Genomic DNA, 15,640 nt, shown 5'->3' with positions numbered 1-15,640 from the left:
CTCTTCTAGATTCCGAAGTTGATGTAGCCGACCGGCATGGTGAGGCCGGCGAACTGCTGTGCGAGCAGCAGCGCGGCGATGATGACGAGCGGGTAGGTCATGAGCGTCCACCAGCGCTTGGGCTTGGCGACGATCCACAGGAACAGCGGGATGTAGATCGCCGTTGCGATGATGAGTCCGAAGACGAAGGTGAGCACGACGAAGGTCAGCAGCCACAGCGTGGACATGCCGGTGATCCGAAGCAGGTGCCGCCACTTGTGGGTTGACTCCTCCGACGCTGGCCCCTCCTTCCTGAACTTGCGCCATTCGATGATGAACGAGGCGAGGGACAGCAGCGCCCCGATGATCGTGATGACATTGGGTAGCAGGCGGGCCGCCAGGGCGAACTGCTGGGCGAGAATGAAGGCGAAGACGAAGATCACGAAGAACCCGCCCGACACGAAGATCGACCACTTACGCGGGCCGAGCTCGCTCGTTGCCTCGTCGTCGTCCTCGGGGATCTCGTCGACAACCGGCTGGGGGCGTCGCCGCGCGCGGATCATGCGGATGCCCGCAAGCACGAGCGGCAGCACGAGGATCGCGGCCATGATCAGCACCCCGGGGCGGAGTGCCCACTCGGAGAAGCTGTAGAGGTTGTCGGTGAGGTAGTAGTAGCGCTCGAGCGGGATGCTGAGCACGAAGCCGATCAGGAACGGGGCGCGCGGGAAGTCGAAGACCTTCATCAGCCAGCCGACGACGCCGATGACGAGCATGAGCGGGAGGATCTGCAGCTGCAGCGATCCCTGGAAGCCGGCCATGAAGAGGATCGGGATGAGGCCCGCTGCCAGGAGGGGGAACCGCACGAACGACAGCTTGGAGAGCGGCTTGGCGATCACGAAGCACAACAGCGAGCCGACGATGCTCGCGATCGCGAACGACCAGATGATGACGTAGATCGTGTCGAGGTGGTCGGTGATGATTCGCGGCCCCGGCTCGATGCCGAAGATCAGAAGCGCGCCGAGGAGCAGTGCCGACGGGGCGCCACCGGGGATGCCGAACAGGAGCGTCGGGATCAGGTCACCGGCCTCGACGGAGTTGGCGGCGGACTCGGGGGCGATGACGCCGCGCGGGTCGCCCTTGCCGAACTTCTTCTTGCTCTCGCCCTTGGCCGTGGCCTGGGCCTGCCCGTACGCCATCCAGGTGCCCGCGGTGGCGCCGACGCCGGGGAGGACGCCGGCCCACATGCCGATGAGCGCACCCCGGAGAACGTGGATGAAGTTGGGGAAGAACTCCTTGACGCCGTCGAGCCAGCCGGTGCCGAGCGTCGTGACGTTCGCGACGGCCGTCTTGGCGGCGACGAGGTGGATGACCTCGGCCAGCCCGAAGATCGCGAGCGCGACAGCGACGAGGTCGATGCCGTTGGAGAGCCACAGCTGGCCGAAGTTGAACCGGTAGTCCGGGGAGGCCGGCGCCGCGCCGACCTGGCCGAGGAGAACGCCGAACGCGCCGGCGATGAGGCCCTTGAGGAGGTTCCCCTTGGACAGCAGGGCGGTCAGCGAGATGCCGAGCACGGTGAGCATGAAGATCTCGGGTGAACCGAACAGCAGCACGAGAGGCCGGGCGAGCGGGATGGAGACGGTGAGGCCGATGGCGCCGATCAGTCCGCCGGCCATCGACGACATGAATGCGAGGGAGAGAGCCTTGGCCCCCTTGCCCTGTTTGGCCATCTCATGCCCGTCGAGCAGCAACACTGCCGCCGACGACGAGCCGGGTATGCCCATCAGGATGGATGCGATCGCATCCGAGTGGTGCACCACCGCGACGGCGCCGATGATGAGCGCCATGGCCGGGTGCGGGTCGAGCACGAAGATGAACGGCAGGAGGATGGCAACGGCCGCAGTCCCGCCGAGACCCGGTATGACGCCAACGATGAGACCGGCGATCACCCCGATGCCGAGATAGATGAACATGGTCGGATCGAGGAACGATCCGAGTGCGGAAAGGGCTGCATCCATTGACTGGTTGTCCTTGTGGCTTCTTGGGCGGGTTCGCGAATGAAGGGGGCCGTGCCGGGCGGACTCACGTCCCGCCCAGCACGGCCGGCATCAGGTGTTACTTGGTTTCGAGCGTGACGTCGTACTTGTCCTTGAGCAGGTCAAGGGTGTACTGACGCACCTCGTCCTTGATGGAGAACGCCTGCTTCAGGTCGTCCTTGGCCTCGGCTCCCGAGATGAGCGGGTAGCCGCCCAGGGCGTCCTTGGCCTTCTCGTTGAAGGTCGCGTCCTTCGACAACGTGGTGGCGGCGTCACGCCAGGCGTTGACGATCGAGTCGGGCGTTCCCTCGTTCGCCCACAGGCCCTTCTGGTAGAAGTAGCCCGCGGTCAGGAAGGCACGGTACGCGTCGTAGGCCGTTCCGCTCGGCTCGGAGCCGTTGATGTTCTGGTAGACCTCTTCCAGGGTGGGCAGGTCGGGCAGGGCCGGGTCGCGCACGATCTTGCCGTTCTCCGGAACGCCGAAGGAGAACAGCGGGGTCGCCTTGCCCTCTTCGACCATCGGCTCGACCTGGCTGATGTACGCCGAGGTGGTCTGGTAGTCGAGGTTGATCTCACCGCGCTCCAGTGCCAGGCGGGCCGGGCCGCGGCCCTCGAAGCCGAACGTGGCCTTGATCGGAATACCGAGCACATCCATGGCGAGCAGGGTGACGAGGTCGTTGCCGGTGGCGCTGATGCCGCCGTAGACGAGGGTCTTGTCGTACCCGGCGAGGTCGGAAGCCTTCTTGATGCCGGTCTTCGGCGAGACGTACACGGCGCCGCCGGTGCCGTTGACCATGAGCGGGATGAGCTTGGTGAAGTCGTACTTGACTTCCTTGCGGTTGAGGAGGGCGGGCAGGTACGTGCTGCCGGAGGTGACCAGGAGCTGCTTGCCGTCGGTGCCGCCGCTCGTCACGAACTGGTTGGCCCCCGTGATGGACTCGCCGCCCTCGACGTTCTCGACGACGATCTTCGGGCTGCCCTCAACGGTCTGCTGCAGGTACGGGGCGATGAATCGTGCCCACGTGTCGGTTCCGCCGCCGGCCGCGAACGGCACGACCATCGTCACCTGGGACGGCATCTTGGCGTCGGCGCTGGTGTCGCCGCCCGCCTTGCCGCCGCCGCCCTGCTGGGGTACCGAGCATCCGGCGAGCACGAGGCTCGCGACGACACCGATCGCTGCGATCGCAGCGCTTCTCATGTGCTTCTTTTTCACGTTCTACTCCCTTGTAGGTGCAACGTTCCCAATCCGGGGGGACAGGAACTGGGGTGTTCAGAGCCGTTCGTCGGGAACGAGCACGAAGCCTTCCATGAGCCTCCGTGCCGTCCTGTAGCCGGAAACGCTGTTGACTTTCCAGCCGGCTCCGTCCTGCTCGATGTCGACCGACATGGGCAGGAGTCCTGAGGGGTGACCGATGATCACCTGGTCGCCCTCGGTGACGGCGACGTCGTGAACGAGGGTTCCGGGGATGTTCGCGGCCACGGATGTCGCGATCGCGCCGGTCAGCGGGTATGACGGGTGCAGCCAGCCCATCGACATCATCGCGGCCCGAACACTCATCTGGTCGGCCCGGATGTCGGTGCCGCTGGTGGTGCGGTAGTCGCGGGGCGACCCCACGAAGGAGAGCTTGGGCACGGAGGGCGCAAGCCTGGTGGCGTCTTCGACGGTGTCGGCGATCCCGGCGAGGACCGACGCGTGCGCCCGGATCCGCTCGACCTGAGCGCGGAACTCCGCGTCGGCGTCGAGGTCGGCGGGAAGCTCGGTGCCCTTGAGGCCCAGGTCCTCCCAGCGAACGAACACGAGGGGGTTGGCGGCGTCGACCAGGGAGACCGGGATGGTGCCGAGCCCGGGGACGTCGAGTTCGTCGACGACGTTTCCGCTCGGGAGGAGCTTGCCGGTGACGGATCCGCCGGGGTTAAGGTAGTCCAGGCGCAGCCGGGAGCCGGTTCCCGGGATACCGGGCAGCTCGAAGTCGCCGTTCGGGTCGAAGCGACCATTCCGGGTGGGCACATGGGCCACGATCACCTTGTTGGTGTTCGTGTTGAGGAATCGCACCTGCGTGATCGGGTCGGTCGGGGTCACGAGGCCTTCGTCCACGGCGAAGGGCCCGACGGCAGATGAGATGTTGCCGCAGTTGCCGCGTCGGTCGATCAGGGGCTGGTCGATGCCGACCTGGCCGAACTCATACGTGACGTCGACTCCGTGTTCGGCGCCGTCGCCGATGATGGCGACCTTGCTGGTCGAGGACACCGCTCCGCCCATGCCGTCGATCTGCCGGCGGAACGGGTCGGGGCTGCCATAGGCGGCCAGGATGAACTCGTCCCGCAGCGTGCCCGCCTCCGGCAGGTCCTTCTCGTGGAAGAACAGCGCTTTGCTCGTTCCACCGCGCATCACGGTTGTCGGGATTCTCATCTCAAGACCTCTTTGGCTACAGGACGACACAGGCACCAGGGGCTGGATCACGGTGTGAAGCACACCCGCTGGAATCGGTTTCTACAAACTTGGACTGTCAAGCCCACTTAAGCAAGTCCAGAGTTGTGCACGGACACTTAAGCAGTTCTTTATGACTGATCGCGCGCCGGAGGGCGGTTCCGCGCGTGCAAGGATGCTGCCATGTCCCAGATTCCATCCACCGTCCACCTGGTCTCCCCCACGGCCCTCACCTCGCTCGGAACGGGCATCCTCGTCGCGCTCGGCGTTCCCGAGGACGATGCCGTCCTCGTGAGCGACAGCCTCGTCACCGCCGACATGATGGGGCATGCCTCCCACGGCATGCTTCGTCTCCCCTGGTATGCGGCGCGGCTCCGTTCCGGCGCCATGCAGTCCGTCACCCGCCCGACCACGGTCGTGGACACGGGGGCACTCGCCGTCATGGACGGGCACGACGGCATCGGCCAGGTGCTCACGAGCCTCGCCTGCGACGACGCCGTCCGGCGTGCCGGGGCACACGGGGTGGGCGTCGTGGCCGTTCGCAACAGCAACCACTTCGGCACGGCCGCCTACTGGACCAGGCGGATGGCGGACGCCGGCTGCGTGGGCATCCTCACCACCAACAGCAGCCCGGCGATGGCGCCGTGGGGCGGCAAGGAGAAGACGGTGGGCGCGAACCCGTGGTCCATCGCCGCGCCCGGCGGCAGCCACCCGCCCGTCATCCTCGACATCGCCAACACGAGCGTCGCCCGCGGAAAGATCTATTCCGCCCTCGAGAAGGGGCAGCCGATCCCCTCCGACTGGGCGATCGATCGCGACGGTGCGCCGACGACGGATCCGAAGGCGGCCCTCGAGGGGATCATGCTGCCGGTGGGGGGCCACAAGGGTTACGGCATCTCGTTCATGATGGACATCCTGTCGGGCGTGCTGACCGGGAGCTCCTTCGCCACGGGCGTCGTCGGCCCCTATGTCCCCGAGGGATCGAGCGGGTGCGGGCAGCTCGTCGTCGCGCTCAAGGTCGACACCATGCTCGGCGACGCGGCGTTCGGGGAGCGGATCGACGACCTCATCGACTCCACCAAGGCCGTGCCGCGCGCGGCGGGAGTGGCGGAGATCTTCTACCCGGGCGAGCTCGAGGCACGGGCGGAGGCCGCCAGTCGCGAGGCCGGCGTCTCGCTGCCCGACAAGACGTTCGAGGACCTCCGCACGCTCGCCGGAACGTGCGGCGTCGCGTTCACCATCGCCGACCCGGACGGGGCCGCCGCCTGAGGCGCGCCCGCCGCAGGAGCCCCGGCTGTCGCCAATCCCTTAACCCATCGTTCATGAATACGCAAGGCCGTCTGTGACCCGCACCCCTCCCCTCCGCCTGCTGCTCATCCTGTCGCAGGCCGTGATCATCCAGGCGATCGTGTACGCCATGCGCCCCAGCCTGTCGTACGCGGCCCTCGACGCCGGCGCGTCGCCCGCGTTGCTCGGCGTGATCTCGGCGGCGTTCGCGCTGCCGGGGCTGCTGCTGGCGCTCCCGGTCGGGCACGTGAACGACCGCTTCGGCGAACGGTGGCTGCTGGTTGCCGGTGCCATCGCCATCGTCGCCGCGACGATCCTCGCGACGACGGGCCTGTCATCCGTTGCCCTGATCATCGTCGCCACGGCGCTGCTCGGGCTCGGCCACCTGGTGTCGCTCATCGGACAGCAGGCGATGGTCGGGAACACCACCAACCGGCAGAAGTTCGACTCGGTCTTCGGCCTCTACACGTTCTCGGCGTCGGTCGGCCAGACACTGGGCCCGCTGCTGCTAGTCCTCCCCGGCGGCACCGAGTCGCTGCCGCCGCTGCACCTGATCTTCCTGTCCTGCGGGGCATTGAGCATCGCCATGCTGGTGATGTCGCTGTTCATGACGAGCTCGCCGCACGACCGGCCGGAGTCGCCGCCCGGCATGCTCAGCACCGCGGGCGTACTGCTGCGCACCCGGGGTCTCCCGCAGTCCCTCATCGCCACGAGCATTGTGCTCTCGTCGCTCGACATCTTCCTCGCCTACACGCCCGCGCTCGGCCACGAGCGCGGCATCTCGACGGGTGTCGTGAGCGCCATGCTCGTCGCGCGTTCGGTGATGTCGATGGCCTCGCGGTTGTCCCTGGGGCGCATGGTGCTCCTGGCCGGGCGACGGCGGCTGCTGATCTCGACGATCAGCGTCTCCGCGCTCGCGCTGGCGTGCATCGCGCTTCCCCTGCCCCCGCTCTGGCTCGTCGTGCTGTCGGGCGTGTACGGGTTCGTGATGGGAACCTGCCAGCCGATCACCCTGTCGTGGGTGTCGGATCTCGCGCCGCCGGGAACGCGCGGTCTCGCGATGTCGATGAGGCTGGCGTCAAACCGGCTGGGGCAGACGGCCCTTCCGGCGACGGTCGGCACGTTCGCGAGTGCGACCGGCGCGCCGGGCGTGCTGGTGGCCACCGGGATCCTCCTGGCGTTCGCCGCCTGGTCGAGTTCGGCGGTTCCGAACTCGACCGCAGCGGCGGACGGCTGAGCGCTACCCGGCGAGTGCGGACGCGAAGTCCGCCAGGTCGGGCAGGTCGTCGATCGTGGCGACCAGGTCCCTGATCCGCTTCGCGGCGTCGTCGGGAACGGCGGTGCGGGCCAGCTTGAAGAACTTCCGCTCAACGGCGTCGGCGGGCAGCGGTGAGGCGGCGCTGCCGCTCGCGTGCCTGCGCTCGTCCCGGAGCACGCGCCCGTCGTGCAGGAACACCGCGATCCTCGTCAGGTGCCGGGCCGTGTCCCCGGCCGCATCGATCTCCGGGTCGGCGGTCACCTTCACGCGCCGGGAGAACTCGATGAGCTCCGGGTCGGTGATGCGCTCCGGTGAGAACTGGTCGATGAACGCGTCGCCGTCGGCGAGCACGACCGCGACGATGTAGGGAAGGTTCATCTGTGCGCTCGTGACGCTCACCGGCTCGTACGGCCAGCCCACGTGCTTGAAGGTGGCGGTGCTGCAGTCGATCTCGACCCGGTCGACGTCGGCTGCGGTGATGCCGTGTTCCGCTTCCATCGCCAGCAGTGCGTCGATCGCCGGGTGGCAGCTCCCGTTGGTCGAGTACGGCTTGAAGCCCACCCGCAGCACCTGCCAGTCCTCCCCCAGGCCCTCGGTGACGAGGGCGATGTCGGAGCTCGGCGAGAACGTGGACAGGTAACCGCCGTAGCTGTTCTCGAGCAGGTCGGGGATGCCCAGGAAGCCGTGCTCCGCGAGCAGGGCGGCGGTGACGCCCGACTGCGCGGCATGGCCCGCGTTCAGCCGCTTGACCATCGACGAGAACTGGGCGGACATCAGCCCGGACGACTGCGAACCGGCGGTGCCGAGGGCGTGGAGCATCTGGTCGTCGCCCAGCCCCAGCATCGAGCCGGCGCCCGCGGCTGCCGCGAGGGTGCCGTGTGTTCCGGTGGGGTGCCAGCCCTGCGACAGGTGCGCCGCCCCCATCGACATCCCCACCCGCGAACCGACCTCGTAGCCCGCGACGAGCGCGGTCACGAGATCCCGTCCCGAGCGCGAGCCGGTGTGCGCGGCCGCCGCCATGGCGGCGCTCACCACGACCGCGCCCGGGTGCAGGATCGAGCGCGGGTGCAGGTCGTCGAGTTCGAAGGCGTGCACGGCGGTTCCGTTGATGAGCGCGGCATTCGGGACGGATGCGGCCCCACCGCTCCCCCACAGGCGCGCGCGACGACCGTCGTCGACGGCAGCGATCGTCTCGCGCAGGATTTCCACCCACGGAAGGGTCGATCCGAACAGCCCGCAGCCGATTGTGTCGAGCAGGCACAGCTTGGCGTGCTCGACGACGGCGTCCGGCAGGTCGTCGAAGCGCAGGCGTGCCGCGAAGCCGGCGAGCTGCGCGGTCGCGCCGTCCCTCATGCCTTGACCACCAGCAGGTCGAACAGTCCGTCGAGGTCGGCCTGGTTGGGCAGGTCGGCGACCATCGCCTCCACCCGCTCCGGGGCATCCGCCGGCAGCAGTCCGGTCGTGAGAAACCGGAACTTCTCGCGCAGGTCGGCGGTCGTCATCGGGTTCAGGATCGAACCTTTCGGGTCGTCGACCACGCTCGTCTCGCGGCGTCCGTCGGCGAAGTCGACGGTCATCGCGCAGGAGACGCCGCGCGCCAACGACTCGTCGGGCTCCACGATGACGCGCGCGCTGAGGGCGCGCAGGTCGTCCCGGCAGAGGTTCTCGCCGGCGAACTGGTCGGGCAGGGCGCGGCCGAAGGTGAACGCCGCGGCGACGGCGTACGGCAGGCTCACCTGGGCCTCATGGAAGGTCTGCGGGGCCGGGTTCAGGTGGTACCCGGCCCAGTCGGGATGCCTGCGGACGGTGATGCCGGTGATGTCGCTCACATGCCGCTGCACGGCGTCGCCCATGCGCGAGCGGATGTCGAGGGCACAGTCGATCGCGTTGTGGATCGGGCGCGCCGCGGAGTACGGCTTGTGCTCGATGAGCACGGGTATGTCGGTGCCGAGGCCGTCGAGCAGGGCGTCGGCGTCGAGGCCGTCGGCGAAGGCGTTCCCGAATCCGCGTTCACCCTCGAGGATCGTGTCGGCGCCCGTGAAGCCCTTCTGCGCGAGGATGGCGGCGGTGACGCCGTTTCGGGCAGCCGGGCCAGGGTTGAATCGCTTCTGCATCGATGGGCCGTACATCTCCATGAGTCCCGAGGCCTGCGCCCCGGCCAGGCCGAGCGCGCTGGTGAGCTGGTCACGGTCGAGCCCGAGCAGCAGTCCGGCGCTCACGGCCGCGCCGAACACACCGCACGTGGGCGTGGTGTGGAAGCCGCGGTTGCGCAGCGCGTTGTTGGTGGCGCGGCTGATCCGGGACATGGCCTCGCACCCGGCGAGGACCGCCGTCAGGAAGGCGCGCCCGTCACGGCGCTGCCACTGCGCAACGGCGAGCGCGGCGGAGAGCACCGGCGGCCCGTAGTGGAACAGGGCCAGTTCGTCGATGTCGTCGAGTTCGATGCTGTGCTCCGACACGGCGTTGGCGAACGCGGCGTTCACCGCCGTCGCGCGCCCGGCGTGGCCGATGACGCTCGCCTGTTCCGGCCCGCCCTGCTCAGCGGCGAAGTCGCCCAGGATGCGCCCGGTGGCCGTCTGGCTGCCGTTCACCGCCACGCCGAGGTAGTCGAAGAGGAACCGCCCGAGCTGGTCTGCCTGTTCGGTGGGCACGCTGTCCCAGGTCATCGAGGTGAAATGGTCGGCCAATCGGCTTGCAGCAGTGATGAGCGTCTCCGGTCGTCGTTGTCGGAAGGGATCGGGCATTCGGCTCCGCGGGTGAGGGAGACGCCCGGTAGTAGCGTCGCGGGTCGAGGGCCGGTGCGTCAAGTGTGGAACTCGGACTCCGGACGATATGGTCGTGACGACGCATCGACAGCGAGGGAGCCTCAGATGTACCCACAGCGCAACAGAGTCAGCAGCACGCTCCGGGACGGCGGGATCGCGCTCGGCAGCCTCACGCTGCTGCAGGAACCCGCGATCGGGGAGATCCTCGGTGCGATCGGGTACGACTTCCTCATCATTGACATGGAGCACGCCGGCGCCGATGAGCAGACGGTGCTCACCATGGTGCGGGCCTGCGAGGCCGCGGGAGTGACGCCGCTGGTGCGCCTCCGCCACGTCGACGAGAAGGAGATCCTCTGGGCGCTCGACACCGGTGCGGGCGGCATCGTGCTGCCGATGATCGAGACGGCGGACGATGCGCGGGCGATCTTCCGGCTCTCACACTACCCGCCGGCCGGTGACCGCACGCTCTGCTCCGCGGCGCGGGCTTCGGGCCACGGCGCGCAGCGGCACGACTTCGGAAAATTCCTGGCCTGGTCGAATGAGTCGGTCGCGACCGTGTGCCTCATCGAGACGCCCGTGGGCCTCGAGAACGTCGAGGCCATCATCGCCGAGGGCATCGACGTTCTCATGCTGGGCCGGGGCGACCTGTCGGTGAAGCTCGGCCTCGGGTACGCCCCGAATCACCCCGACGTGCTCGCGGCCGCGCGCGACTTCGTGGGACGGGTTGCCGCCGCCGGTGGAACGGCCGGCGTGCTCGCCTACTCCCCCGAGGACGCGCGCGAATGGATCGAGCTGGGGGCACGGTTCATCGTCTACCACCAGCCCGAGATGATCCTGGCGAACGCCTACCGGGCCGGGTGGGACGAGCTCACGGCCCTCACGCAACGCGGCTGAGCATCCGTTAAGCTAACCTTCACTCATGATCGGAACCGCCAGCGCCGAACGCGTGCTCCTGCTTGCGAAGGTGGCGCACCACGGCACGATGACGAAGGCGGCGGATGCGCTCGGCTATTCTGTCTCGGCCATCTCGCAGCAACTCCGCAAGCTCGAGATCGAGGCCGGGCAGCCGCTTCTGCAGCGCCACAGCCGTGGGATCTTCCTCACCGACGCGGGTCAGGCGGTCGTCGACCACGCCGAGCAGATCCAGGGTCAGCTGCGTTCGTTACAGCACTCCCTCGACGACATCGCGGGCGTCCGCTCCGGCTCGCTGCACATGGGCACCTTCCCCACGGTAGGGTCGTCGCTGCTGCCGGCGGCGATCAGCCGGTTCCGAGGCGAGTATCCGAGCATCGAACTCTCGGTGAGCAGCTTCCGCAACCAGGCCCTCATCGACCGCCTCACCAGCCGGGAGATCTCGATGAGCCTGCTGTGGGAGTACCAGTGGTCGCGGCTGGACCTGCCCGACCTGACGCTCCTGCACCTCATGGACGACCCCACCGACCTCGTGGTGTCGAAGAACCACCCGCTCGCGTCCCGGTCGACGGTGGAAGTGCGCGAGCTCCTCGACGAGTACTGGGTGGTGCGCGCCGAACGCCACCCGATGATCGAGGCGATCGTGCGCGCGACGAACCACCACGGGTTCTACCCGAAGGTCGCCTACGAGGCGAACGACTACCAGGAGGCGCAGGCGATGGTGGCCGTGGGCCTCGGCATCTCCCTGGTGCCGCGTCTCGCGCTCAGCGTGCTGCGCAACGACGTGCGGGTCGTGCCGCTCTCCGGCGAGGTGCCGCACCGCCGCATCCTTCTCGGCCGCATGAAAGAGAGCCGTCCGACGCCCGTCGAGCACGCGATGACCGGGATGCTCGTGGAGGCCGCGAAGCAGATGTCGGCGTCGACGCATCGCTCGTCGTGACCGCACCCGCCGCTTTCGTCACCGACCCCCGGCATCCGTTGCGGAAACAGGATCTGCCGCTGAAATCAGGTCGATCTCTCCTGTTTTTGATGACATCCGCCTGATCGGTCCTGCTTTCGCAACCGGCGGCGCCATGTGCCCCACGGACAGCCCATGCGGGATCGGCGCCAGCCAACAGCGGCACTCACTCAACGTGTGACAGGACCAGTGGTGGAGATGGGGGGAATTGAACCCCCGTCCATCGCTGTGGTCATGTGCCTTCTACGGGTGTATCCAGTGAATGCGTTCTACTCGGCTCCGGAATTTGCCACTGGCACCTAATCCGACGAGCCCAGCCTCCGTTAGAGTCCCCCTACACCCCGCGGCGCAATGTAGGAGCAAGCCCTCTAGCTGGCGCCAGGGTCCGGGTAGAGGGCGTTCCCGGCCTGACGGACTTCTTTAGTGCGCTCGCTTAGGCAGCGAGGGCGAAGTCAGTGCGCTTTGAATTGGCACTTATTGTTTTGCAGAGATCGTTTACGAGATAACCCTGCATCCTCGACCCGCTTCTCACAGTTGCTCAGGCAATGTCGAAACCGATCATCCCCATGGTCACCTGATGGTGGGTCCTGTCACACGCTGTTGAGTTGCCAAATCCGCACCGGCTTTTCCCGGTGCAGCCTTTCACTATACAACGGATGCCTGCGGCTGGCTATTCCCGCCGAGCATCCGTCGGTACAGCTCGAGGTGCTCGCTCGCCATGCGCTCCGGACCGAATCGCTCCTCGACCGCCATGCGGCACAGTCCCCGGTCGAGCTCCCCCGCCCGCTGCAGTGCCTGCACAAGAGCGGCTTCGCCGTCTCGGAGGTACCCGGTGCGGCCGTCGTCGACGATCTCCGGAGCCGACCCGCGCGGCGTCGCGACGACCGGCGTGCCGGCGGCCAGCGACTCGATCATCACCATGCCGAACGGTTCAGCCCACTGCAGCGGATTCACGAGCGCAAGGGCGCCTCCCAGCAGGTCGTACTTCTCAGCGGTGCCCAGTTCTCCGATGAACTCCACGGACGGTCCGAGGAGCGGGCGGATGACCTCCGTGAAGTAGTCGTGCTCACTGTGGTCGCGCATCTTGGCGGCGATGCGAAGCGGGATTCCCGCGATGCGAGCGATCCGGATCGCCTCGAGCACCCCCTTGCTCGGATCCATCCGGCCCAGGAAGCACGCGTAGCCGCCTCGCCCGGCTCCCACGGGTACGTCGACGTACTGGATGGCGTGGTGGATCACCCTGCTCACCCGCACGCCTGCGGCGGTGGCGGCCTGGCTGTGCGAGATGGCGACGAGGGATACGTCCCGGGACATGGCTCGGTAGACATCGAGCATCGCCGGGACGAAGGGCCCGTGCACGGTTGCGGCCACGGGAACGCGGGGCGGACGGTTGCGGTACAGCGGCCCGGCGAGGGTGTGGTCGTGGATCACGTCGACCCCCGTCAGCTGCGGGTAGGCGAGCGCCACGTGCCGCAGTTCTTCGAGGGTGCTGCCGACGGCGGTTGGGTCGGCCGGCGGGAAGCCGGGAAGGCGCTCCACCGGGCAGGTGCTGTCATCCGACGCGGCCAGAACCACCTCGTTGCCGGCCGCCTGGAGCGCCACCGCGAGGGTGTCGACGGCGGATTCGATCCCCCCGTACCCCGGCGGCGGCACGGGCAGCCAGGGCGGCGCGACGATGCCGATGCGCATGCCGGTCACCGGGAGAGGTGAACGATTTCTGCGTGCACGGGTCGCGGCTCCCGGTGCAGGGTCATGTTCTCCGGCAGGCCGGAAACGCTCGTCTTCTCGTTCACCACGTCGATCGTGAGTCGCGCTCCGGCAAGGGGAAGGTTGTCGACCTGCAGGTCGCCGAAATCCTCGGGAAGTGCCGGGGCCAGCCACACTTCGTGGGTGGGAACGTTGGGGTCGAAGCGCAGCAGGGTACGGATGAGGTACAGCGGGGTCGCGGCTGCCCACGCCTGCGGGGAGCAGGAGTTGGGATACGTCACGGGCTCGGTGTACTCACTGCGGTCGAATCCGCAGAACAGCTCGGGCAGTCGGTCGCCGAAGAAGTCGGCCGCCTCGAACAGTCCGAACGCGATCCGCCGCGCCTCCTCCACGAATCCATAGCGCATCAGCCCTGCGGCGATCAGCGCGTTGTCGTGGGGCCAGACGGAGCCGTTGTGATAGCTCGCCGGGTTGTATGCGCCCATGTTCGAGGCGAGCGTGCGCACACCCCAGCCGGTGAACATCTGGGGCGACATCAGGTGCTCTGCAACGGATGCCGCCTTGTCGTCATCGACGATGCCGCTCCACAGGCAGTGGCCCATGTTCGACGCGCAGGAGTCCACGGGACGCTTGTCCTTGTCGAGGGCGATCGCGAAGTACCCGCGATCCGGGAGCCAGAACCGCTTGTTGAACTCGGCCTTCAGCTCGGCCGCCTTCTTCGTCCACTTCGCGGCGCTGTCACCGTTCTCCAGCTGCTTCGCGAGAAGCGCGCGGGACAGGTAGGCGCGGTAGAGGTACCCCTGGATCTCGCAGAGCGCGATCGGCGGCTCGGCCAGGGTGCCGTCCGCGAAGTTGATGCCGTCCCATGAGTCCTTCCAGCCCTGGTTGATCAGGCCGTGGTCGTTCATCCGCTGGTATTCGATGAAGCCGTCGCCGTCGCGGTCGCCGTAATCGCGCGCCCAGTCGAGGGCGCGATCGGCGTGCGGCAGGAGGTCGGTGAGCGCCTCCGGGGAGAGGCCCCAGCGGCTCAGCTCGCCGAGCAGGTCTACGAAAAGCGGCGTGGCATCCGCTGTGCCGTAATAGACGTTGCCGCCGCCGAGGGCGAGGCCGGCGTCGGACCCGAGCCGCACCTCGTGCAGGATGCGGCCCGGCTGCTCCTCGGTCAACCGGTCGACCGTGTCGCCTTGCAGACCCGCGAGGGTCTGCAGCGTGCCGAGGGCGAGCGACGGATCGACGGGCAGCGCCATCAAGGAGGTGAGCAGGGAGTCACGGCCGAAGAGCGCCATGAACCACGGGGCGCCGGCGGCCACCACCGCGCGGTCGGGATGCTGCGGGTCGAAGATGCGCAGCGCCCCGATGTCTTTCTGGCTGCGATCGATGACGTCTTCGATGGAGTCGTCCTCGAGGGATGCGACAGGTACGTGGGAGTGCCAGGCGAGGAAGCGGCGAGCCGGCTCGGACTCCTTGAGCGGCTGGTCGATCGGGAAACTGCTCTCCACCTCCACGTGATCGATCGTCGGGACCACCTGGATGGTCTGCATCCAGCTTCCATGGGCCGGGACGGTCACCTGGTACGAGAGCCGGTCTGGTCCGAATGTCGCATCCGGCGCGTGCACGACGAACCCGCGCGCTTCTCCGTCGCGCACCGACTCCACCACCAGGCGGTCGGCCTGATGGATGCTCGTGTGCTCGCCCTTGTGCTGCACCCGGCCTTCCTTCACCTCGAAGATGTCGGCGAAGTCGGCGTCGAACGAAAGCTGGATCGTGCAGTCGAGGGCGTCGCGGGAGAAGTTGCGCAGTGTGATGTCTTCCCGAAGGCCGGTTCCGACTCGCCGTTCCCGCTGCACGACGAGCGGCGAGTCCGCGCGTCCGGGCGCGTGACCGGCACGCCCGACGAAGGTGGCCCGGTAGGGCTGTGGGGTCATGGACGACAGCGGTTCAACGGGGAGTCCGTTGACGGAGAGGTCCCACTCAGACACGAGGCGCGTGTCTCGAAAGAAGTAGCCGTGGGGCCGGTTCGCGTCAATGTCACCGTTGGCTCCTGAGACACAGAATGACGAGCCGAAGACGATTGTGACCGCCCCGACGCCTGCGGTGCGCGCAAGCGTATCCGCGTTCCATGCCGCCATCGCATGCTCCTCTTCCCGAAGCCCGTCACCGCACCTTTCAGTATGCGACGGTTGCGGTCCGGGTTCTAGGAGGCTGCTGAACAATTCGGCGGTTTAAGGCGCGCCTCTGGGGTGGTCGGTTGGTTGGGTTAAGACTTGTTTCATGCAGGGTCGTGATGATGGTCAGCGTCAGCTTCTGGATGTC

General features: G+C 67.8%; 11 protein-coding genes and 1 other RNA gene. 4 read left to right on the top strand and 8 right to left on the bottom strand.

Features of this window, described 5'->3' with window-relative positions; all coding sequences use genetic code 11:
* Positions 1–5: 5 nt before the first annotated feature.
* From EEJ31_RS10240 to EEJ31_RS10230, 3 genes are all read right to left on the bottom strand, one after another.
* Positions 6–1,994 (bottom strand): tripartite tricarboxylate transporter permease, encoded by a 1,989-nt coding sequence (locus EEJ31_RS10240; RefSeq protein ID WP_123046209.1) that lies wholly within the window; start codon positions 1,992–1,994, stop codon positions 6–8.
* A gap of 97 nt (positions 1,995–2,091) precedes the next feature.
* Positions 2,092–3,210: a Bug family tripartite tricarboxylate transporter substrate binding protein gene (locus tag EEJ31_RS10235; protein ID WP_123046208.1), complete on the bottom strand. Its 1,119-nt coding sequence runs from the start codon at positions 3,208–3,210 to the stop codon at positions 2,092–2,094.
* A gap of 72 nt (positions 3,211–3,282) precedes the next feature.
* Positions 3,283–4,422 carry a 2-methylaconitate cis-trans isomerase PrpF family protein gene (locus EEJ31_RS10230; protein ID WP_123046207.1) on the bottom strand — a complete coding sequence of 380 codons (1,140 nt, stop codon included), beginning with the start codon at positions 4,420–4,422 and terminating at the stop codon, positions 3,283–3,285.
* A 201-nt stretch (positions 4,423–4,623) separates the two neighbouring features.
* On the opposite strand from EEJ31_RS10230, the gene EEJ31_RS10225 reads away from it, so the two are divergent.
* Together EEJ31_RS10225 and EEJ31_RS10220 are read left to right on the top strand one after the other, a co-directional pair.
* On the top strand, positions 4,624–5,709 hold the full coding sequence (locus tag EEJ31_RS10225; protein ID WP_123046206.1) for an Ldh family oxidoreductase: 1,086 nt from the start codon (positions 4,624–4,626) through the stop codon (positions 5,707–5,709).
* 73 nt (positions 5,710–5,782) lie between these two features.
* Positions 5,783–6,964 carry an MFS transporter gene (locus EEJ31_RS10220; RefSeq protein ID WP_123046205.1) on the top strand — a complete coding sequence of 394 codons (1,182 nt, stop codon included), beginning with the start codon at positions 5,783–5,785 and terminating at the stop codon, positions 6,962–6,964.
* A gap of 3 nt (positions 6,965–6,967) precedes the next feature.
* Here EEJ31_RS10220 and EEJ31_RS10215 read toward each other — a convergent pair whose 3' ends face one another.
* Both EEJ31_RS10215 and EEJ31_RS10210 read right to left on the bottom strand, forming a co-directional pair.
* Positions 6,968–8,338: an MmgE/PrpD family protein gene (locus EEJ31_RS10215; protein ID WP_123046204.1), complete on the bottom strand. Its 1,371-nt coding sequence runs from the start codon at positions 8,336–8,338 to the stop codon at positions 6,968–6,970.
* Positions 8,335–9,729: an MmgE/PrpD family protein gene (locus EEJ31_RS10210; RefSeq protein ID WP_123046203.1), complete on the bottom strand. Its 1,395-nt coding sequence runs from the start codon at positions 9,727–9,729 to the stop codon at positions 8,335–8,337. The genes EEJ31_RS10215 and EEJ31_RS10210 overlap by 4 nt, the downstream gene beginning before the upstream one ends.
* A 126-nt stretch (positions 9,730–9,855) precedes the next feature.
* Between EEJ31_RS10210 and EEJ31_RS10205 the strand changes: the two genes are divergently transcribed.
* Both EEJ31_RS10205 and EEJ31_RS10200 read left to right on the top strand, forming a co-directional pair.
* On the top strand, positions 9,856–10,644 hold the full coding sequence (locus tag EEJ31_RS10205) for an HpcH/HpaI aldolase family protein (protein WP_158603939.1): 789 nt from the start codon (positions 9,856–9,858) through the stop codon (positions 10,642–10,644).
* 25 nt (positions 10,645–10,669) lie between these two features.
* Entirely contained in the window at positions 10,670–11,602 is a 933-nt protein-coding gene (locus EEJ31_RS10200) for a LysR family transcriptional regulator (protein WP_123046202.1), read from the top strand.
* A gap of 208 nt (positions 11,603–11,810) precedes the next feature.
* On the opposite strand, the gene ssrA is transcribed toward EEJ31_RS10200, so the two are convergent.
* The 3 genes from ssrA to EEJ31_RS10185 all read right to left on the bottom strand — a co-directional run bounded on the left by ssrA (position 11,811) and on the right by EEJ31_RS10185 (position 15,456).
* Positions 11,811–12,186, bottom strand: a transfer-messenger RNA (tmRNA) gene (gene ssrA, locus EEJ31_RS10195).
* Between the two features lie 79 nt (positions 12,187–12,265).
* Entirely contained in the window at positions 12,266–13,309 is a 1,044-nt protein-coding gene (locus tag EEJ31_RS10190) for a glycosyltransferase family 4 protein (RefSeq protein ID WP_123046255.1), read from the bottom strand.
* 5 nt (positions 13,310–13,314) lie between these two features.
* Complete coding sequence (locus tag EEJ31_RS10185) at positions 13,315–15,456, bottom strand: amylo-alpha-1,6-glucosidase (protein WP_123046201.1); 2,142 nt, start codon at positions 15,454–15,456, stop codon at positions 13,315–13,317.
* Positions 15,457–15,640 lie beyond the last annotated feature (184 nt).

Source organism: Cryobacterium tepidiphilum (genome assembly GCF_003716325.1).
In the GTDB taxonomy this organism is placed as follows: Bacteria; Actinomycetota; Actinomycetes; order Actinomycetales; family Microbacteriaceae; genus Cryobacterium; species Cryobacterium tepidiphilum.
Note: the sequence above shows the minus strand (reverse complement) of the source record. Positions and strands in the feature narration are given on the sequence as shown.

Bases quoted from the DNA above. Each gene is read 5' to 3' on its own strand.
- EEJ31_RS10200 (WP_123046202.1), top strand. From the start codon at position 10,670: ATGATCGGAACCGCCAGCGCCGAACGCGTGCTCCTGCTTGCGAAGGTG.
- EEJ31_RS10205 (WP_158603939.1), top strand. From the start codon at position 9,856: ATGTACCCACAGCGCAACAGAGTCAGCAGCACGCTCCGGGACGGCGGG.
- EEJ31_RS10215 (WP_123046204.1), bottom strand. From the start codon at position 8,338: ATGAGGGACGGCGCGACCGCGCAGCTCGCCGGCTTCGCGGCACGCCTG.
- EEJ31_RS10185 (WP_123046201.1), bottom strand. From the start codon at position 15,456: ATGGCGGCATGGAACGCGGATACGCTTGCGCGCACCGCAGGCGTCGGG.
- EEJ31_RS10210 (WP_123046203.1), bottom strand. From the start codon at position 9,729: ATGCCCGATCCCTTCCGACAACGACGACCGGAGACGCTCATCACTGCT.
- EEJ31_RS10240 (WP_123046209.1), bottom strand. From the start codon at position 1,994: ATGGATGCAGCCCTTTCCGCACTCGGATCGTTCCTCGATCCGACCATG.
- EEJ31_RS10190 (WP_123046255.1), bottom strand. From the start codon at position 13,309: ATGCGCATCGGCATCGTCGCGCCGCCCTGGCTGCCCGTGCCGCCGCCG.
- EEJ31_RS10235 (WP_123046208.1), bottom strand. From the start codon at position 3,210: ATGAGAAGCGCTGCGATCGCAGCGATCGGTGTCGTCGCGAGCCTCGTG.
- EEJ31_RS10230 (WP_123046207.1), bottom strand. From the start codon at position 4,422: ATGAGAATCCCGACAACCGTGATGCGCGGTGGAACGAGCAAAGCGCTG.
- EEJ31_RS10225 (WP_123046206.1), top strand. From the start codon at position 4,624: ATGTCCCAGATTCCATCCACCGTCCACCTGGTCTCCCCCACGGCCCTC.